Source organism: Methylothermaceae bacteria B42 (assembly GCA_001566965.1).
In the GTDB taxonomy this organism is placed as follows: Bacteria; Pseudomonadota; Gammaproteobacteria; order Methylococcales; family Methylothermaceae; genus Methylohalobius.
This window is the reverse complement of sequence record LSNW01000014.1, coordinates 141,358-160,499: the sequence shown is the minus strand read 5'-3', so window position 1 is coordinate 160,499 and position 19,142 is coordinate 141,358. Positions and strand designations below refer to the sequence as shown.

Sequence of the window (19,142 nt, the reverse complement as noted above, 5' to 3'; positions counted from 1 at the left end):
CTTGCCGCCAACCAGAGCAAACCAGTCAACAGTCCAATGAAGTTACGCTTCACTGGCCGCTTCCTTGACAATGGCGTACCAATCCATTTTGCAATTTGCCGTCAAATTGACTTGCCGGGGAGCGGGCTGGTCTGTGCCACGCTCAATCCGGCACGCCTCCAGGCTAAAAAAACCCAGTCCGCTACTATCGATGGCGTGCCAAAAAGCTAACAGTTGCCCTTCGTGGACCAGACCCATATCCAAATCAATGGCAGTGCGGATAAGATTCCAATCGCCCTGGGTGTCGTCGATTTCCTGAGGCTGCAGGCGGTAACCGATACGGGGCAAACCCAACTGCTCAGCGCTTGCCCGGGCGGCTTCCAGCCAGGCGATGCGATTCTGGGGTTGCCACCATCCCTGCCCAAATCCCCCGACAAACGCCTCGCCCAGCTTCGCTAAAATTTCTTCCGCCTCCTCGTCTTCACCCAGCCGGGCTTGTAGAGAGGCAATGTCGTTTTGCAGGGTTTGAACCGCGGCTCTGCGTTGCTCTAAGTAATGGTATGTCCCGCCCAATCCAACCAAGCTCACAAAGAATAATACGGCCATGATCCAACCGCTTTTTTTGTCAATCAATACCGTTTCCTTCCCCAAAAAGCACTTTCACAATAAATGTAGCATCTTGGTGATAAGACGCCTGCGTCCCCATTTCCCCTGAAACTATGCTCTCAGGATTGAGAGGCAAGGGACTTTTGATAATGATCGCTGTCTCGATTCCAGGCATTTTCTCCAATTGCCCGACAAATCGGTGAATTTCAGCCATCGCCTGTTGCAAATGCCCTTGAGATACCTCGGAAACACGCAACCGCAACGTCATTTCAATGGATCTATCATCAAAGGAATCCGCCGCCATTTCCTCTTCTTGGAATTGGGGGCGTTGCCATTCCAAAGATTTCAAGGTCAACTCCGGGTTCTTGGCCAAAGCCTCACTGATGGGAGCCAGCAATTTTTCCGGGTCAATCCGGCGCGTGTCGAACTGTTGTTTCAGTGCCATGGCAGTCTCGATTTGCCAAGGATCGTAGCCTTGAATGGATGCTGTCTCGGGTTGTTGTTTCTGCAATTTTTCAAACGTTGTTTTTTGCCTTTGCAGACGCTGAATTTCCTGCTTCAACAATCGCCCCTCCAGCCAGGCATAACCGCCATAGCTCCCGCTGGCCAACAGCATCGCACCGGTCGTGGCGTAGAGCGCCAGGCGAAGACGGCGCTGACGTTGAAACCTTCGTTGCCAATGATTTTGATAATGGGAAACCAACAGCCACCGGCGTCCCAAATTGGCAGCCGCCAAATCCGGCACGGAAACCCGCTTGGGATCGGCCCGCCACCCAAGCTTTGAGGCATATTCCGATAAATCCATGGGTCGAAGATCAAAGCGGGGAATCTCTCCGGCCAGTTCCTGAAAGACCGGTACGAATTCCGAGGTGCAAACCACATTGACCTTTAAATCCTGGTCGGTGGCAATCCGCAACAAACGAACCAAATAACGGTAAGTGCGGTCCATTTCTTCCGCTGCTTCCCGGGTCAGATCCGTTTCCGTCACCATGCTCATGCGGCTGAACAATAACTTGCCATCCCGGCAATAACTTTGTCGCAAAGCCACCCGGTCACCTGTGGTATACACCCAGACCCACAGCCCCTCGGGAAATTTCGGAAACGCTTTGAACCAGCCCTGGCTCAATCTGGGCAGCGACCAGATTCCCTGGACATCGATTTCCTGTTCGGCCAATTTTTTGAGGCACCGGTTGAAAGCGCCGCTGTCCCGGATGGCGGAAAACAGCAGCAAATCATCCCGGCGGCCCTGCGATTCCCTGCCCAATGGAGTGACGTTAACAAAGGGTTCGTCCTGAAAGATTTGCCGGCGCTTTCTCGCCACCAAGGCCCTGTGGTCCGGTCCCATCAGATGGGGAATATGTTCGAGGCGGAATTCTTCCTCAATGAGATCGGCGGTGATCAGAACATGCCTGGCTTTGATTTGCGACACATCCATCTCAGCGAGCGGACCTTGATGCTGCCAAACCCGCCGCGGCTTGTGCCGCGTTTCGTACAAGGCCTGGAATCGATTACCCAGATACAGTACTGTGCGCATCAGAATTTCATCTTGCCAATCATGTCGTAAACCGGCCCCAGTACGGATAGCATTACCCAGCCAATAATCAGGCCAATGAGGATATTGAGCGCCGGCTCGATCATTTCCTGCATTTTGGCCACTGCTTCGTCCACATCGCGGCGGTAAAAGTAATTGACGTTGTCGAGGGCCTGCCCCAAATCGCCGGTGCGTTCACCCACCTTGATCAACCGCAGCACCAGGCTGGGAAACAGCCCGGTGTCCTCCAACGCCTGGCTGATGGCTTCGCCATAGGAGACGTCTTCCCGCGCCTTGGCCAGGGCTTTTTTGACATAAGCATTGCCCACCACCCCTTCGCACATGGCGATGCAGTCCAATACCGGCATCCCGGCGTTATACAACAGGGCGAAATAATGGGCGAAACGGGCCAGCATGATCTTTTCCAGTACCGGGCCAATCACCCAAAGGCGCAACTTGAAACCATCGAACCAGTAGCGCGCCTGGGTGTTGTGTTGAATAAGCAAACGGCCGAACACAAATACCGCCACCGGTATCCCGAAAATCAGATACCAGTAGTTCACAAAACCCTTGGAAACGGCTATCAGCAAGCGGGTATGCCAGGGCAGTTTCCCTTCCATGGAGAGAATGAACCCAGTGATTTGGGGCACCACATACATCATCAGAAAGGTCACCGCCCCCAAGACCACCACGGCGACAAACGCCGGATAGCGCAGGGCTTTTTTAGTCTGGGTAATCAATTCATCCTGCCATTTCAAGGATTCGGTCAAATGGGCCAGTACCTGCCCCAATTCACCGCTGCGCTCGCCCGCCTCCACCAGGCTGACATACAGGGGAGAAAAGACTTCCGGAAAATCGCGCAAAGCCCCGGAAAACGTCTGGCCGCTCTCGATTTTGTCGGCGATGCCGGACACCACGTCACGGAAATGACAAGGGTCCTGGGCGTCGGCATAATCCCTGAGTCCTTCCAGCAAACCCACGCCGGCGTTGATCATTTGTTCCATCTGAAAACAAAAATTGATCAACTCCCGGCGGGAGATTGCCCGGCGCAGATTCAGCCGCCGGCGCTTATGGATGGGCTTGGCCCGGATCATGGTCAGACTGCGACCCTGCAGGCGGCTTTCCAGCATGTCCAGATTATCGGCCTCGGCCATGCCCACCAGACGCTGGCCTTGATCGTCAATGGCGACGTAGCGGAACCGGGCCATCAAACCGCCTCGAGACCCAGATTGGTCACCCGTTGCACTTCCGTCCAGGCGGTCACCCCTTCCTTGACCTTGCGCAGTCCGTCTTCCGCCAGGGACCGGTAACCCTTGGCGCGGGCCATGCGTTCAATTTCCAGGGCCGGGGCCTCGGCGGCGATCAGGGCGTCCAGTTCGTTATCCAGGGGAATCACTTCCATAATCAGGGTACGCCCCTTGAATCCCCGGTAATTGCATTGCTCGCAGCGGCCAGGGCGAAAGATAACCTGCTCCTCGGCGCCATTCCAACCCAACAGGAGCCGTTCCTCCCCCGAGGGGATATAGGGTTCCTTGCAATGGGCGCATAATTGACGCACCAACCGTTGGGCGATAATACCGATGAGATTGCCCGCCAGCATCGGCGCGGGCACGCCGATATCCCGCAACCGGGTCAACGCCCCCACCGCGGAATTGGTATGGAGGGTGGAAAGCACTTGATGGCCGGTAATGGCGGCGCGGAAAGCCATGGTGGCGGTTTCCGCATCCCGGATCTCCCCCACCAAAATGATATCCGGGTCCTGGCGCATCAAGGAACGGATACCCCCGGCGAAATCCAGCCTCGCCGAAATATTGAGCGAGCTTTGCCGAACCAGGGGCATGGGATATTCCACCGGGTCTTCCAGGGTCATGATGTTGACCGTTTCGTTATTGATATGATCCAACATGGAATAGAGGGTGGTGGTCTTGCCGCTGCCGGTGGGGCCGGTCACCAGAATGATGCCTTCGGGACGGGTCATGATGCGTTGAAGGTGGCTCAAGGTATCATCGGCCAACGCCAACTGTTCCAAACGAACGATCCCCTTGCGCTTGTCCAGAATCCTGAGCACCAGGTTTTCGCCATGCAGGGTGGGATGGGTGGCCACCCGGAAATCGATCTCCCGTCCGGCGATATTGAGCTGGATATGGCCATCCTGGGGCGCGCGGGTTTCGGCGATATTCATTTCCGCCATCACTTTCAACCGCACCAAGAGGGCGGACCAATAGCGTTTGTGGAGGCTTCTCACTTGCTGCAACACCCCGTCGATACGGTGACGGATGCGCAGAAACCCTTCCTCCGGTTCAAAATGAATATCCGAAGCGCCTCTTTTCACTGCATCGGCCAGCAAGGCGTTGACCAAACGGACAATGGGATGGCTGTATTGCTCACTGTCCAGAGTCAATTCCGCATCGCGCTCGCCGGTTTCCAGCTCCCGCAAAATGCCATCGATGGAAAGCTCGAAACCATAGAAGCGGTCGATGGCTTGTTCCAGTTCCGAGTCGCCCGCCAGCACCGGCTCGATTTCAATCTCTCCCCCCAGTTGCGCCGCCAGGTGGTCGAGGGTAACGATGTCAAACACATCGCTCATGGCCACGACCAATTTCCGATGTTCTTCACTGTAGGTGACGGGCACTACTTTCAAGCGCCGGGCGGTTTCCTGATCGATCAAGGCCAGTGCGTGAGGGTCAGGCACCCAATGCGCCAGATCGATGCTTTCCTGGCCCAGGGAACGGCTGAGCTGGTCGCGGATGATTTCTTCGCTGACAAAACCAAGCCGCACCAATACTTTTCCCAAAGGATCCCGGTTTTGGTCGGTCTTTTGCTCCAGCAGGGCGATTTCAAGCTGGTCCGGAGTGATGATGCCCTCATCTACCAACAGCTCACCGAGGCGTTTCGGTTTAGCCATCAATCCCCTCCATGGCTTGCAGCCGCTCTTTGACCTCACCCAAGGAAAAAGCAAAGGGGCGCAGTTGCGCTTCCTGCATGGCTTTTTGATAGTAACGCCGGGCCAGATTGAACTTGCCCATTTGATCCAGACTTACCGCCAGGTTATAGGCATAATCCGGGTTGGTCTGGTCTTTCGACAAGGCGCTGAAATAGGCCTTTTGGGCCTGAGGCCAACGATTTTGCCGGGCATATAGATTGCCCAAGGCGAAATGCAGCCCGGCGTTTTTGGAGTCCTTTTTCAGTTGCTGCTGCAACACAGCCTCCGTAGCAGTGGAACTGGCCTGCCCGGTGAGTAAAGCCAAACCCGCCAAGGCATGGGGATTACGCGGGTCGAATATCAATGCCCGCCGGTACCAGCTTTGCGCTTCTTCTATGCGCCTTTCCCGCGCCGCCACCGCGGCCAAGCCCAATAGCGCATCCAGGTCCTTGGGCGCCAAACGGTGAGCGCTGAGATAATAACGGTGCGCCAATCCCAGTTCACCAGCCTGATAGGCTCGCCAGGCGCGGTTCAGCCAACAACCAAACCAATCAGGCTGGGTGACTTTTTGAATCTTGAAAGTACCGGGGCGAATCAAGTCTCTGGTGTCAACGGCTACCGATTCGGCGACCGACGACGGCACTTCGGCGCATTCTTCCCTTGCCTGGGCAGCAGATCCCATGGCCACCAACCCCGCCAGTCCAAAATATAGAAAAATCAACTTCATTGGGTCTGCATCGAGGGAGTTTGCGGGTGGGACAGAAACGGCTCGTATTCATTCAAATCTCCGCCCAGACTGGCGTTCTTGATGACCGTGGGGCGGATAAAGACCACCAGCTCGGACTTTTCGTAATCGTTGGTCTTGACGCTGAACAAGTCTCCCACGCCCGGCAGTCTCGCCAACACTGGCACGCCATCGGTGGATTCCTTGACGTTGTCTTGCATCAACCCACCAATGATGCCGATGTTGCCATCGTGAATTTTGAGCAGCGATTCCATTTCCTGGACTTCGATCTCGGGCACCCGGCTTTCGGTCCCGGCCTGGGCCAGCAAGGGATTGGGATCGAACACGAAGCCGGTAATCCGGGAAATGGTCGGGCGCACATGAATCAATACCATGTCATTGTCATCGATGTTGGGCGTCACACTCATGACAAAGCCCACGGGAACCGTATGGGGAATGGTTTCCGTGGTGGTGACGCTTACCCCCTGGGTTTGGTTCACATCCACCGTGGTGGTGAAATAGACTTTGTTTTCCACCACCCGCAAAATCGCTGTCTGATTGTTGACCACCATCAAGCGGGGGCTGGAAATCACCTTGGTATTGCCAAAGCGGTTGAGCATTTTCACTTGAGCGGCGATATTTTTGCCGGTGTAGGTCAAGGTCAGCACCGGTGGGCCCGCCAGCGTCGTCCCCAGAAAATCCTGGGAAACCGTGCCTAAATCACCTTTATTCACCAAATCTCGCTTGATGGCGGCCCAATCGATGCCTGCCTGGTAGCGGTCGTTCAGCACCACTTCCACCACCGTCGCCTCGATCAATACCTGGCGGCGGGAACGCTCCAACACTTGATCCAGATACGCCCGCACCCGGTCATGTCCTTTGGCGGTGGTTTTGATGCTGAGGACACCGCTTTCCGGATGGGCGAGAATATGAGTTGGCGCTTGATCACCCGCTGCTGTACTAGGAATGATGGACTGCAAATCCTTCACCAACCGCTCCCAGAAATGATTGCGAGACAAACTGGTGATTTTGGTGGAGGATTCATTATCTTCACTATTGCCTTGGGATTGCTGCCCCGTGACCCCGGCGGAAATCTGGTTGGAGACCCCCACTTTGCTCTCGCTGTCGCGTTGAATATTGACATAAGGGATTGCATAGTGCTCAAAATAAGGCGCGTCGGGTTCCACAATCAAAAGATTGTCTTCAAAGCGGTAGCGGAAGTCGGCTTGGCGGGCCAATCTTTCGAGAATCTGGGGCAAGGTCTGGTCGATGGCGTTGAGGGTCACCTTGCCCTTTACTCCGGGGGCAATATCTATATTGATTTTGGCGTCCCGGGCCAGGGCAAATAATAATTGCTTGACCGGCACACCGGTCACGACCGCGGAAAAGCGCTGCTTTGACTTTTGTGCCTGGGGCTTAGGCAAAGGCGGAAGATTAAGCACAGGCGGCGGCGCGGCGCCAGCCACTTCGGGCGCGGGATGCAAATGGCCCTTCGAGGTCGCCAGAGGCGGCGGCGCGCACCCCTGCAGGCCCAGAAACAAACCCAGAAGCCAAAAAAATGCCAACTTGTTCACAATTAAAGTCCTCCTGCTAGAAACCTAGCAAAAGAACTTGACAATACAAGTCAGCATTGGTTGGATAGCCGGGGTTTTATATATTTGTAACTGATGTTACGCACGATCATTCCGTATTATCCTCCCCCCTCCCCGGCCCTCCCCCGCAAGCGGGGGAGGGACAAGGGTGGATTATCTGAGCCTGCCGTGCCGGCGGGGAAGGGGATGCGGGTTGTTCTCCGCCCAATGACAGAAGCGGCGGGAAATCAAGCGTTGCTCCCCTCTCCCACAGGGAGAGGGGCCGGGGGAGAGGGCATTCCGGGCAAGCAAGTGCGTAACATCAGTATTCAACTTTTTTCCATCGAGTGATACATCCATGAAAAAAATTGGTAACTGTTTTTCTTTTTTCATCATCCTCTTTATATTGACGGCCTGCTCGTCCGCGTACTATGGCGCCATGGAGAAAGTCGGCTTTCACAAGCGCGATATCCTTGTTCACCGCATCCAAAAAGCCCGGAAAGAAGAAGCCGAAGCCAAGGAACAATTCAAGACCGCGCTGGAAAAATTCACCGCCTTGACCCAATTCCACGGCGGCGACCTGCAAGACAAATACGAAGAACTCAACGCTGCCTATGAGGCCAGCGAAGAAAAAGCCAAGGCGGTGCGCAAGCGGATTGCCGATATCGAGGACGTGGCCGAGGCCTTATTTGAAGAATGGGAAGAAGAACTGGAACAATACAGCAGCGCTTCCCTACGCCGACGCAGTGCCCAGCAGCTGCGGGAAACCAAGTTGCGCTACCAGAAACTGATCGCCGCCATGAAGCGGGCCGAAGCTAAAATCGACCCGGTCCTGACCGTATTCCGGGATCAAGTGCTGTTCCTGAAACACAATCTCAATGCTCGCGCCATTGCCTCCCTGCAAACTGAACTGGAAGGCATTGAAGATGACGTAGCTGCGTTGATAAAGGAAATGGAGCGTTCCATCCAAGAAGCCGACAGTTTCATTCAGGCCATGCAGCAGGAAAAAGCCTGATCAGCCGTCTTTGCCAGCAGGGTGCGCTTTGCGCACCAAGCAGTGGTGCATGGAATGCACCCTACACAGTAAATCTGGTGGGGAGGGATTTCGCACCAGATAATGGCCCGCCTGTTGAAGGCCGATAGGCGTAGCACCGTACAAGCGGTGCTACGCGCTTGACAGGGTTATTGGCTGGCATCCAGCCATTGGGAATATGGCTTCCAATGCAAAATTCCGCCATCGGCAGTGCAAAGTGTGGCATTCTTGTAAAGTGCGGTTGCAACAATCATCCGGTCGGCTGGATCACCGTGAAATCCCTCCAAACCCGCGGATTGAACCGCCATATCGCCATTCAGCGCAATTTCCCGCAATCCATTCGCCAACAAACTTTTACGCCACTGATCTACGCTGACCGACATTTCCAGGCGCCCTTTCTCCACCAGCATGGCAACTTCCCAAAAACTGATGACAGAAACGAACAAAGTATCTTGCTGAAAAGCAGCGTCGATGGCCTGTAAGGCCTTTTTCCCTAACCTGGAACTGCCCTCATCCAGCCAAATCAGTACATGGGTGTCCAACACAATCACTCATCTGCCTCCCAAACCTCCGCCACCGGCTCAATTAAATCGTCAAGGGATCGAATCTGGTTCCGGTGCAAACCAAACAGCGAGGTTGGCCTGGTCTGATAAGGCACCAACTTGGAAACCGGCTTGCCATTTTTGATAATGACGATTTCTTCATGAGTCTCATTGACAACATCCATGAGATTTAAACATTTGGCCTTAAATTCCGAGGCTTTGATCTTTAACATAAATCCATCCAACCAATATGACCATGGTCATGATTATAGTCATATAGACACCTAAAGCAAGGTATTTTTACGAAAAAGGCAAATTAATAAATCAGCTTGAGCTGCGCCATCCCTCCTTTCCACAAACTTCGCATTGAATTAACGTAGTCCGTAAGGTGGGCTTTGCGCACCAATTAGCGCATGGAATGTATCCCCAACCCTTTACCTGGCAAATTTCGTCTATCCTTCTGACTAAGGCAAATTGAAAGGGATAGATAAATTTCGTGCGTATTTTTCTCCTATTACTAGGTCTGCTGGCCATTGCCGAAACCACGCTTGCCGCCAATGAAATGCGGATTCTGATTGATGTCTCCGGCAGCATGAAGAAGACCGACCCCCACAATTTGCGTATTCCAGCGCTCAGGCTGTTGCTCGAATTGCTCCCGCCGGAAACCCAGGCCGGGGTTTGGTTGTTTGCCGAGGACACCAAAACCTTGGTTCCCTTGGCTTCAGTGGATGAGCCTTGGCGAAAAAAGGCGCTGAAATCCAGCAGCAAAATTCATTCGCGAGGCTTGTTTACCGACATCGAAAAAGCCTTGCAAACCGTCTCAAAAGACTGGCAAGACGGGGATAAGAAAAATCAGCGCAACATCTTGCTCTTGACCGATGGCATGGTGGACGTGGCCAAGAATCCGGCACTCAATGCCGCTTCCAAAGCCAGGATTGAAAAAGAGTTGTTGCCCAGGCTGCAACAAATGGGCGCTCATATTTATACTATTGCTCTCTCCGACCAGGCTGATCACGCTTTACTTAAACGCCTTTCTCTGGCTACCGATGGCTGGAGCGAAACCGCCGATTCCGCCGAAGAACTGCAACGCCTGTTCGTGAAAATCTTTAAAAAAGCGGTACCGCGCGATGGTTTACCCCTGAATAACAACAGCTTTACCGTGGATCTCAGCGTCAAGGAATTCACGTTGCTGGTCTTCCGCAAGGAAGGCAGTCCGGCGACGGAATTGGTCAAACCCGATGGCAGCCGCTGGAATTATGATCAGTATCCCGATTCGGTTCGCTGGCGCCACGAACCAACTTACGATTTGATTACCGTGGCTCAACCCATGCCAGGACAATGGCAACTGGTGGCCGATGTGGATCCGGACAATCAAGTCATGATTGTCACCGACCTCAAACTCAAGGTACAGCCTGTTCCCCATTATTTCAGCCTCGGGGAAACCCTCACCGTTTCCGCCGAATTGACCGAACATGAAAAGCGCATCACCCGAAAAAACTTCCTTAAATTGGTGAACTTCGAGCTCAAACAGCAAGGCGAGTCAGAAAATACCTGGCTCTTGCAACCGGATCCAGAACAAACAGGGGTATTCCGGCAACGGTTGAAAGACGAGCTCTCACCGGGCACTTACGAACTGATCCTCACCGCCGATGGCAACACCTTCCAGCGCCAGTGGACCCAAAGCGTAGAAATCATCGCCACCCCGGTCCAGTCAGAAGTTACCGTGGAAGAAGATTCTGAAATGCCAGTGCAAATCCACCTCACGCCCGATATCAATGTGATTGATCCGGGTTCTTTTCGGGCAAAGGCCCTGATTGCCGATGACCAGGGCCACACTCTGGAGACTGACTTTATCCAAGCGCCGGACGGCGGTTGGGTGCTGAAAATGAAAAAGCCCAAAGGCCATCAAACGCTGATAGTCAATTTTGATATCCAGGCAAAAAGCGTTCAGGGGCAAACGCTGACTCCGGTATTAAAACCTGTCACCATCGATCCATCCCTGTTCGAAGATGACGAGGAAGCCGCTGGTGACGCCGAAGAAGAACTCGAGGAAGATTTGGAAGCATTAGAAGAAGCCGATGCCTCCGAAACCAATTGGCTGCTCACCGGCTTGATTGCTGCGGGACTCAATCTGGTCTTGGGAATTGCCGGATTCTTTGGTTGGCGCTGGAGCCAAAAACGCGCCCAGGAACAGCAGGAAAAGTTACTCAGCCGCCTGGCTTAAAAATGTTCAATAATTTCAGGAAATACAACTAATTATGGTGCCTTTGGATTCTTTAGCGATTGTTTTTGTTCTGGAAGCGCTGATTGGATTTTCTCTTTTTTCCAGCGTGCTCCTGATTATTTTTTCCCGCCGCAAAAACCAGGAAAGGGATGCCGTGGGCAAACTAATCAACCGGCTCCGGAAAGTAGAGAATGACCGGGTACAGGAATTGTCGGATATTCTCAATGAAATCGGCCATCTAGCCCCCGATCAGTTAGAAACTCTGTTGGAAGAAATCAAGCAGCATGAAAAAGCCCTCTATCAGCAAATCTTCAGATTGTTCCTTGACCGTGACGTCAAGTTGTTGGGGAAAATACAGCAACGAATCAAGGATCTGTCCCAGCCCTATCTCGACCTCCTAAAAGATTTGCCGCAACCGGTGCCTGATTTGTCTGGAGAACTCCAACAGGCCCAGGACGAAATCAAACGCCTCCAAGCGGAAAGCGAGCAACTGGCCAAACAATTGGAAATAGCCATGGAAACCATCGACCGGGTTTCTTCCGAATATACCAACATGTTTGGCGGCGGTAAATCCAAGGAAGCGCTGGAAGCCAGCCGCAGCAAAATCCTGCAAACCCTGAAAGACAATGAGCGCCGGATTAATAAGATACAACAGCTCGACGATGACGAAATTATTATCACCATGGAAGAAGAGTCCTGACCATGAATATCTGGTGGCTTTTGGGGATTGAGTTGTTTTTGACCACCGCCACCATCAGTCTGCTTTGGGGGCTGTCTGTTTGGCGCAGGCGGAAAAATCACGCCAAAAACATGGCGCAGCTTTTGGAAACTCTGGAAAAGGCAGAAATTCAGCGCAGCGAGATCTACCACCAGTGGCTCAAAGAACATCATCATCTTAGTGAAGAAGACGCTCTCCTACTGGTCAATGCCTGGTTGGAATCGGAAAAAAAATATTGGCGCGAATTCCTTATCTGGCAACTCAACCCAGGGACCCAAGGGCTGCTGGATTTAGTCAGGCATTTACATAGCCTGATAGATGAAAGGTTAGCCTCCACCGCGCAGATGAATCCCACCGCGCCTGCTGAAGAGGAATCTCAACCAGAGCCACGGGAAACGGCCCCAACAGAAGAAATTCAAATTGCTCCCCCCGACGAAGAGGACCCTCTTTCCGAGAATAACGAAGGGCCGACGGTATTGTCCGATGCCCCAGCCGAGGATGCCGTCCAGGTATCTAGTGATTCGCTTCAGGAAGCATTAGCGGAAGATACAACCCAGGGCGTGTTAGAGGATGATGAGTTAGTTATTTTATCTGACACCGAAGACGATGAAGAATCCGGGGATCAAGATACTTCTGCTGGCGACGAAGACACGATAAGCACGGAACCTGTGCAAGAGGCAGAGGCAGAGGCAGAGGCAGAGGCAGAGGCAGAGGCAGAGGCAGAGGCAGATAACATTTTAGTGGCGGATAAACACAAAGATCAGTCCGGGCCGGATCCCCAATAAGCGCCTGCCAACAATAACCCGCCGAAACCCGCCAACCCCCAAGTCAAAGGCATCATCAGCCCTTGACTCATCAACAGACTGGCGCTGATCAACATCGCCCCTCCCCCCACTGAAGCTACCGTGCGCCGGTGATTCCGTTGCATTTGTCGGCGCAAATCCTTTAACTCTTCTGATTGCCAACGGACTTTCAAATTTCCCCGGCTGGCGTCGTGTAGGAGACGAAAAACGTAGCCGGGAATTTCCGGTAGTTGCTCCGCCAGTTCCGGCACTTGCGCTTTGGCTTTGTTGTAAAGGGCCCGGGGATGCACCCGGTTTTTGAACCATTCCTCTAAAAAAGGCTTGGCGGTCTGCCACAAATCCAGTTGCGGATAGAGCTGACGGCCAAGGCCTTCAATTTGGAGCAAGGTTTTTTGCAACAAAACTAACTGGGGCTGGACTTCCATCTCAAACCGGCGGGCGGTCTGGAAAAGACGCAACAACAATTGGCCGTAGGAAATTTCCCCCAAGGGCTTGGCGAAAATCGGCTCGCACACTGCCCGGATCGCGCCTTCGAATTCTTCCACCCGGGTGTGCGGAGGCACCCAACCCGAAGCCACGTGCATCTCCGCCACCCCCCGGTAATCCCGGTTGAAAAAAGCCAGCAGGTTTTCCGCCAGATAATATTGATCGGCCTGGGACAAACTGGCTACAATACCAAAATCCACCGCCATATAGCGGGCCTCATAGCGGGGATCGACAAAGATGTTGCCCGGATGCATGTCGGCGTGGAAAAAATTATCGCGGAAAACCTGGGTGAAAAATATCTCCACTCCCCGTTCTGCCAGCAGCTTCAAATTGATATCAGCGGCTTCCAGTTCTGCCCGATGGGTGACGGGAATGCCGTGGATTCTCTCCAATACCAGGACTTTCGGGCGGGTCCAGTCGAAATAAACCTTGGGGACATAAAGAATGTCCGAATCCTGGAAATGACGCCGCAGTTCCGCCGCGTTACCCGCCTCCCGCACCAGATCCAGTTCGTCCAGGATGGTTTTTTCAAATTCCGCCACCACCTCCACCGGCCGTAACCTTCGCGCTTCTTTGGCAAATCGCTGTAGCATCCGGGCAAACGCAAACATCAATGCCACATCCTCACGAATCCTGGATTCTACGTTGGGACGCAGCACCTTGACCACGACCTCGCTGCCATCTTTTAGTCTGGCGGGATGAACCTGGGCGATGGAAGCGGAAGCCAGCGGGGTTTCATCAAACGCCGCAAAAATCTGATCTATTGGTTGCCCAAGTTCGGATTCGACGATTTTTCGCGCCTCAGACCCTGAAAACGGGGGCACGCGGTCCTGGAGCTTCGCCAATTCATCGGCAATATCGTCGGGAAGGAGATCTCGGCGGGTGGACACCGCCTGACCGAATTTGACATAGATAGGCCCCAAATCCTCAAGCGCTTCCCGGATTCTCTGCCCCCGGGACGCATTGTGGCGGGCCAGCCAAATGTTGGGAGAGAACCAACGCAGAAAACGCAAGGGGCGAAACAGCGGAATCGCCAACACCAATTCATCCAGCCCGTGGCGCAGGAAAATCTGCTGGATGCGCAGCAAACGCCAAAGGAGCTTAAGGGAAAACATTCAAGTGCTCCAGGGTGCTAATCAAATGGACAGGCAGGAACAGATCTGACGGTATATATCGATTAACTAGGTTAGGCGTTCCAGCCTTCCATCTGTGGGACGCCGTAAACCCATCCTTGGGGGCTTGATGGCGGCCATCCAGGCCGCCAACACCCGCAGATGGAAGGCTGGAACGCCTTTTCGGCATAAAGTGAAATAATAAACGAATGCGGCGGTGGAGGAATGGCATTGATTTACGTGTTGCGCTCAAACTAGCCCGCCGCGTCCAAGCTTTCAAGGAATTAGGATAAGCCATTCGGGGACATTTATTGGATTGGATCCAAGGCTTGATTCAGGCGTTTCAACCGGGCTTCCAATCGGTCCACGTCATCGCGCAGATGGCCAATCCGGCGATACAGATCTTCCGCTTCCAGTGGGGCGGGCAAGGCACGGGTTTCTTCCTGCAGGAACTCACTCAAATTATCCTGAAAGGCACGCCAGGCATACCGATGCCAGCGGGAAAACGCTCGCATCCAGTCCCCCGCCTGCCTGGCCGCCGTTTCTCCCGTAAATTGCGCCAACCACCCCTCCCAATCGAAATCCAAATGGTGGAGCAAATTTTGTAATTGACGGGCGACATCGATATCCCCTTCGATACGAATGCCGCCGTCAAACAGTTCGGACTTGGGATGATCACTGGCCACCATGCGCAAAAACGCCAGGGGAGGACCAATCAAACGGGTATCCGGCATCCTTTCCGAAGTTTCCAGAATCAAAACCGTCTCCGTGGTGGGACTGAAGAAAAACTCTATCCCTGGCGGTTCAAGCCGCACCCCAATGACCTTGCCCGCCAACGGCGACAACCAGCGTTCCCGATCGTGGTCCAACGCCAGCAATTGGGCGATGGCAACTTCGAAGGCGTCGGATAACAGTGCCTGTGCCAGCATTTACAGTTTGTAACCCCGGTGAATGGCGACCACCCCTTGGGTGAGATTGAAATATTCCACCCGCTCGAAACCCGCCGCCACCATCATGCCCTTGAGTTTGTCCTGGTCCGGATGCATGCGGATGGATTCGGCCAGATAACGGTAACTGTCGGGGTCTCCGGCAATCAATTTCCCCATCAGCGGCAGCATCTTGAAGGAATACAGGTCATAGAACTTGCTGAACAGCTCATTGACAGGCTTGGAAAATTCCAGCACCAGCAGGCGACCACCGGGTTTGAGCACCCGGAACATGGATCGCAGGGCCTTGTCTTTGTCGGTGACATTGCGCAGGCCAAAGGCGATGGTGATGCAATCAAAGCTTTCATCTTCGAAAGGCAGGTACTGGGCGTCCACCTGCGCATAACGAATTCCCTTGACCCGCCCCTCGTCCACCAGCCGGTCCCGGCCCCGCCGGAGCATCGCGGCATTGATATCAGCCAACACCACCTCTCCTTTGTCCCCGACCCTGGGATGAAACAAGCGAGTCAAATCCCCGGTGCCGCCCGCCAGATCCAGCACTCGCTCGCCGTATTTGACATTGCTTAAATGAATCGTCAAACGCTTCCACAACCGGTGGATGCCGAATGACATCATATCGTTCATCAGGTCGTACTGGTCGGCCACCGAGTCGAACACGTTTCGCACGAGCCTGGCCTTTTCCCGCACTGGCACCTGGCGGAAGCCGAAATGGGTGGTTGAGTCGCGGTTGTTGTCAGTCATTGTGATTTTCCCCTCCGGCATTGACCGGTTTGTCAGCCTGCTCCCGCCAGCGCAGCCCCAGCTTGTACAACCATTCCCAGGTATAAAAACCGGTGTCATGGCCGTCGCTGAAAGATAATTTGACCGCGTAGTTGCCTACCGGCTCGATGTGATTGATGGTCACGCCTTGTTTGCCAGTGACATTATCTTCACCCGCGGCTGGCGAATGGATTCTCAAATAGTCACAAGGCAATTGGAACCGGGCGCCATCGTCGAAGCTCACTTCCAGCACTCTGGATTGGCGGTGGAGTTTGATTTCCGTCGGCGTTGGCATCAATACGCTTTACAAAATATACCGGCTCAAATCTTCATCCTGCGCCAATTCACCCAAATGGGCGTCCACATAAGCGGCATCGATGCGAACCGTTTGCCCCGCCATGTCGGATGCTTCAAAAGCCACGTCCTCCAGCAACCTTTCCAGCACCGTATGCAAACGGCGGGCGCCGATATTTTCCGTGGTTTCATTCACCTGCCAGGCGATTTCCGCAATCCGGGCCAGGCCATCATTGGTAAATTCCAGTTCCACACCTTCGGTCTTGAGTAGCGCCTTGTATTGTTCGGTCAATGACGCATCGGGTTCGGTGAGAATGCGGATGAAATCTTCCACCGACAGCGCATCCAATTCCACCCGGATGGGGAAACGGCCTTGCAACTCGGGAATCAAGTCCGATGGCTTGGCCAGATGAAACGCGCCGGAGGCGATGAACAAAATATGATCGGTGCGGATCATGCCATATTTGGTACCGACGGTGCTGCCTTCCACCAACGGCAGCAGATCGCGCTGCACTCCTTCCCGGGAAACGTCGGCGCCGGAACTGCTCATGTCGGTGCGGCGGCAAATTTTGTCAATTTCATCGAGGAAAACGATACCGTGCTGCTCCACCGATTCCACCGCCCGCAGTTTGATATCTTCTTCATTGATCATCTTGGCGGCTTCCTCTTCCCTCAGCACTTCGAGCGCATCCTTGATCCGCAGCTTGCGCTTCTTGGTGCGGCCGGGCGCCAGATTCTGGAACATGCTTTGGAGCTGGCTGGTCATTTCCTCCATGCCCGGCGGGGCCATGATTTCCACGCCGATGGGGGTGGCCTGGACTTCGATCTCGATTTCCATATCATCCAGTTGCCCGGCGCGCAGTTTTTCCCGGAACCGCTGGCGGGCGGCGGAATCTTTTTCCTCCGCTGCCTGTTCCGACCAACTGCTGGGCGGTGGCACCAGCACATCCAAAACCCGCTCTTCCGCTGCCTTTTCGGCGCGGGCGCGGACTTTTTCCATTTCCACCTCGCGGGTCATTTTCACCGCCACTTCCACCAGGTCGCGGATGATGGATTCCACATCCCGGCCCACGTAGCCGACTTCGGTAAACTTGGTGGCTTCTACTTTAATGAAAGGTGCATGGGCCAGGCGCGCCAGACGGCGGGCGATTTCCGTCTTGCCCACGCCGGTAGGGCCGATCATGAGGATATTTTTGGGGGTGATTTCTTCGCGTAACTCCGGCGATACCTGGCTGCGGCGCCAACGGTTGCGCAAGGCAATGGCCACGGCGCGCTTGGCTTCGGCTTGGCCGATAATGTGTTTGTCCAGTTCGTGGACGATTTCACGGGGGGTCATGGTCATGATGTTTCCGACTCCAGTTCTTCCAGGGTCAGGTTGTGATTGGTGTAGATACAGATGTCTGCAGCGATATTGAGCGATTTTTCCACAATCTCGCGCGCGCTCAGTTCGGTATTCTCCAGCAGGGCCCGGGCCGCGGATTGGGCATAAAAACCGCCGGAACCGATGGCGATCAAGTCCTGCTCCGGCTCGATCACGTCACCGGTGCCGGAAATGATCAGTGAGGCCTTGGCATCGGCAATGGCCAGCAGCGCCTCCAGCCGCCGCAGCATCCGGTCCGTGCGCCAGTCCTTGGCCATCTCCACCGCCGCCCGAACCAGGTTGCCCCGGTGTTTCTCGAGCTTGCCTTCGAAGTGTTCGAACAGGGTGAAGGCGTCGGCCGTGGCACCGGCAAACCCCGCCAAAACACGGTCATGATAGAGACGGCGGATTTTACGGGCATTGCCCTTCATCACGGTATTGCCCAGGGAAACCTGGCCATCACCGCCAATGACGACTTTACCAGCCCGGCGCACAGAAAGAATAGTAGTACCTTTAAATGCTTCCATGAATTGCTGCTATGATCATTGATTGATTGCCTATTATACAGCAGTCTTACATTGTCGCCTTACGGTTGTTTAAGACGGTATGCTTGAAAGCACTAAGGGGATTGAGCATACTCGCTGGGACACACAACCAAAAACGGGAAAGATGGCCAAAATAAAATTAGTTCTGGATGTCCTCAAACCCCACCAACCCAATGCCTTTGAGTTCGTCCAACGCCTGCTTGCTGTCGAAGGCGTGTATCGCGGCAAACTGATGCTGGAGGAAATGGATGAAAAAACTGAAAGTACGGTGCTGGAAATCGAGGGAATAGATCTTCACTATGAGCAGCTTATCGAAACTATCGCCAGCATGGGAGGATCGGTCCACAGTATTGACGAAGTAGAGATCCATGACCTGCCTGATGAAAAATCGGCTGACGCATGAGGCTCTTTTCGCGCCTACGCTTTTTGCTCCGAATTACTCATGCCTGGGCCATTGGGCGCAGATATTTCGTCACCAACGGCTTTGATGGCGCTTTGACCATTCTTGGCATCATGATCGGTTTTTACATGAGCGACGAAGCTCAACTGCCAGTCGTCATCAGCGCTTGTCTTGGTGCCGCAGTTGCGCTGGGTGTAAGCGGCATGAGCAGCGCCTATATCAGCGAAGCCGCGGAAAGAAAGAAGGAATTGAGGGAACTCGAACAGGCATTGGTGGCCGATCTCAGCGACTCCGACCACGCGCTGGCATCAAAATATATCCCGATCTTTGTGGCCGCAGTCAACGGCCTGTCCCCTTTTTTAATTTCCATCATCCTCATCGCTCCCCTTTGGTGGGTTCAACTGGGCCTGCAATTGCCCATCAACCCGTTACTGCTGTCCATTACCTTGGCTTTTGTTATCTTGTTTTTACTCGGCGTTTTTCTTGGCCAAATATCTGGCGCCTGGGGCATCTGGATGGGAATCAAAACCACCTTGATTGGTTTATTGACGGCGCTGCTGGTCTTCCTCTTGGAGCGATGACTGC

General features: G+C 54.0%; 21 protein-coding genes. 7 read left to right on the top strand and 14 right to left on the bottom strand.

Annotated features, from left to right (window positions below; all coding sequences use genetic code 11):
• Positions 1–42: 42 nt before the first annotated feature.
• From AXA67_07420 to AXA67_07395, 6 genes are read right to left on the bottom strand one after another with little or no spacing between them, the layout of a single operon-like run.
• The gene (locus AXA67_07420) at positions 43–612 is read right to left on the bottom strand and encodes a hypothetical protein (protein KXJ41048.1); all 570 of its coding nucleotides are present in this window, start codon (positions 610–612) and stop codon (positions 43–45) included.
• The gene (locus AXA67_07415) at positions 605–2,119 is read right to left on the bottom strand and encodes a hypothetical protein (protein KXJ41047.1); all 1,515 of its coding nucleotides are present in this window, start codon (positions 2,117–2,119) and stop codon (positions 605–607) included. The genes AXA67_07420 and AXA67_07415 overlap by 8 nt, the downstream gene beginning before the upstream one ends.
• Complete coding sequence (locus tag AXA67_07410; GenBank protein ID KXJ41046.1) at positions 2,119–3,324, bottom strand: secretion system protein; 1,206 nt, start codon at positions 3,322–3,324, stop codon at positions 2,119–2,121. Before AXA67_07410 ends, AXA67_07415 begins: the two co-directional genes overlap by 1 nt.
• Positions 3,324–5,021 carry a secretion system protein E gene (locus tag AXA67_07405; protein KXJ41045.1) on the bottom strand — a complete coding sequence of 566 codons (1,698 nt, stop codon included), beginning with the start codon at positions 5,019–5,021 and terminating at the stop codon, positions 3,324–3,326. Before AXA67_07405 ends, AXA67_07410 begins: the two co-directional genes overlap by 1 nt.
• A complete protein-coding gene (locus AXA67_07400; GenBank protein ID KXJ41044.1) occupies positions 5,014–5,766 on the bottom strand; it encodes a hypothetical protein in 753 nt (250 codons plus the stop codon). Before AXA67_07400 ends, AXA67_07405 begins: the two co-directional genes overlap by 8 nt.
• On the bottom strand, positions 5,763–7,337 hold the full coding sequence (locus AXA67_07395) for a hypothetical protein (GenBank protein ID KXJ41043.1): 1,575 nt from the start codon (positions 7,335–7,337) through the stop codon (positions 5,763–5,765). The genes AXA67_07400 and AXA67_07395 overlap by 4 nt, the downstream gene beginning before the upstream one ends.
• 93 nt (positions 7,338–7,430) lie before the next feature.
• Between AXA67_07395 and AXA67_07390 the strand changes: the two genes are divergently transcribed.
• The gene (locus AXA67_07390) at positions 7,431–7,685 is read left to right on the top strand and encodes a hypothetical protein (protein KXJ41042.1); all 255 of its coding nucleotides are present in this window, start codon (positions 7,431–7,433) and stop codon (positions 7,683–7,685) included.
• 7 nt (positions 7,686–7,692) lie between these two features.
• On the top strand, positions 7,693–8,349 hold the full coding sequence (locus AXA67_07385; protein ID KXJ41041.1) for a DNA repair protein: 657 nt from the start codon (positions 7,693–7,695) through the stop codon (positions 8,347–8,349).
• 167 nt (positions 8,350–8,516) lie between these two features.
• Here the strand turns inward: AXA67_07385 and AXA67_07380 are convergent, their stop codons facing one another.
• Together AXA67_07380 and AXA67_07375 are read right to left on the bottom strand one after the other, a co-directional pair.
• On the bottom strand, positions 8,517–8,918 hold the full coding sequence (locus tag AXA67_07380) for a twitching motility protein PilT (GenBank protein KXJ41040.1): 402 nt from the start codon (positions 8,916–8,918) through the stop codon (positions 8,517–8,519).
• Positions 8,915–9,142, bottom strand: a complete 228-nt coding sequence (locus AXA67_07375) for a hypothetical protein (GenBank protein ID KXJ41039.1) — start codon at positions 9,140–9,142, stop codon at positions 8,915–8,917. The genes AXA67_07380 and AXA67_07375 overlap by 4 nt, the downstream gene beginning before the upstream one ends.
• A 263-nt stretch (positions 9,143–9,405) precedes the next feature.
• On the opposite strand from AXA67_07375, the gene AXA67_07370 reads away from it, so the two are divergent.
• The 3 genes from AXA67_07370 to AXA67_07360 are packed head-to-tail and all read left to right on the top strand — an operon-like array spanning position 9,406 to position 12,636.
• Positions 9,406–11,133 carry a hypothetical protein gene (locus tag AXA67_07370; GenBank protein ID KXJ41038.1) on the top strand — a complete coding sequence of 576 codons (1,728 nt, stop codon included), beginning with the start codon at positions 9,406–9,408 and terminating at the stop codon, positions 11,131–11,133.
• 34 nt (positions 11,134–11,167) lie between these two features.
• Entirely contained in the window at positions 11,168–11,833 is a 666-nt protein-coding gene (locus AXA67_07365) for a hypothetical protein (protein ID KXJ41037.1), read from the top strand.
• 2 nt (positions 11,834–11,835) lie between these two features.
• On the top strand, positions 11,836–12,636 hold the full coding sequence (locus AXA67_07360) for a hypothetical protein (GenBank protein KXJ41036.1): 801 nt from the start codon (positions 11,836–11,838) through the stop codon (positions 12,634–12,636).
• Here AXA67_07360 and AXA67_07355 read toward each other — a convergent pair.
• The 6 genes from AXA67_07355 to AXA67_07330 all read right to left on the bottom strand — a co-directional run bounded on the left by AXA67_07355 (position 12,612) and on the right by AXA67_07330 (position 18,139).
• Positions 12,612–14,255 carry a ubiquinone biosynthesis regulatory protein kinase UbiB gene (locus AXA67_07355; GenBank protein ID KXJ41035.1) on the bottom strand — a complete coding sequence of 548 codons (1,644 nt, stop codon included), beginning with the start codon at positions 14,253–14,255 and terminating at the stop codon, positions 12,612–12,614. The two genes, AXA67_07360 and AXA67_07355, sit on opposite strands and share 25 nt — an antisense overlap.
• A 305-nt stretch (positions 14,256–14,560) precedes the next feature.
• Positions 14,561–15,181: a hypothetical protein gene (locus tag AXA67_07350; protein ID KXJ41034.1), complete on the bottom strand. Its 621-nt coding sequence runs from the start codon at positions 15,179–15,181 to the stop codon at positions 14,561–14,563.
• Positions 15,182–15,940: a bifunctional demethylmenaquinone methyltransferase/2-methoxy-6-polyprenyl-1,4-benzoquinol methylase gene (ubiE, locus tag AXA67_07345; GenBank protein ID KXJ41033.1), complete on the bottom strand. Its 759-nt coding sequence runs from the start codon at positions 15,938–15,940 to the stop codon at positions 15,182–15,184.
• Complete coding sequence (locus AXA67_07340) at positions 15,933–16,253, bottom strand: hypothetical protein (protein ID KXJ41032.1); 321 nt, start codon at positions 16,251–16,253, stop codon at positions 15,933–15,935. The genes ubiE and AXA67_07340 overlap by 8 nt, the downstream gene beginning before the upstream one ends.
• Positions 16,254–16,262: 9 nt before the next feature.
• Positions 16,263–17,594: an ATP-dependent protease ATP-binding subunit HslU gene (gene hslU / locus AXA67_07335; protein KXJ41031.1), complete on the bottom strand. Its 1,332-nt coding sequence runs from the start codon at positions 17,592–17,594 to the stop codon at positions 16,263–16,265.
• The gene (locus tag AXA67_07330; GenBank protein KXJ41030.1) at positions 17,591–18,139 is read right to left on the bottom strand and encodes an ATP-dependent protease subunit HslV; all 549 of its coding nucleotides are present in this window, start codon (positions 18,137–18,139) and stop codon (positions 17,591–17,593) included. The genes hslU and AXA67_07330 overlap by 4 nt, the downstream gene beginning before the upstream one ends.
• Before the next feature lie 142 nt (positions 18,140–18,281).
• On the opposite strand from AXA67_07330, the gene AXA67_07325 reads away from it, so the two are divergent.
• Positions 18,282–18,560 carry a hypothetical protein gene (locus tag AXA67_07325; protein ID KXJ41029.1) on the top strand — a complete coding sequence of 93 codons (279 nt, stop codon included), beginning with the start codon at positions 18,282–18,284 and terminating at the stop codon, positions 18,558–18,560.
• The gene (locus tag AXA67_07320; GenBank protein KXJ41028.1) at positions 18,557–19,138 is read left to right on the top strand and encodes a hypothetical protein; all 582 of its coding nucleotides are present in this window, start codon (positions 18,557–18,559) and stop codon (positions 19,136–19,138) included. Before AXA67_07325 ends, AXA67_07320 begins: the two co-directional genes overlap by 4 nt.
• The last annotated feature ends 4 nt before the right edge of the window (positions 19,139–19,142 follow it).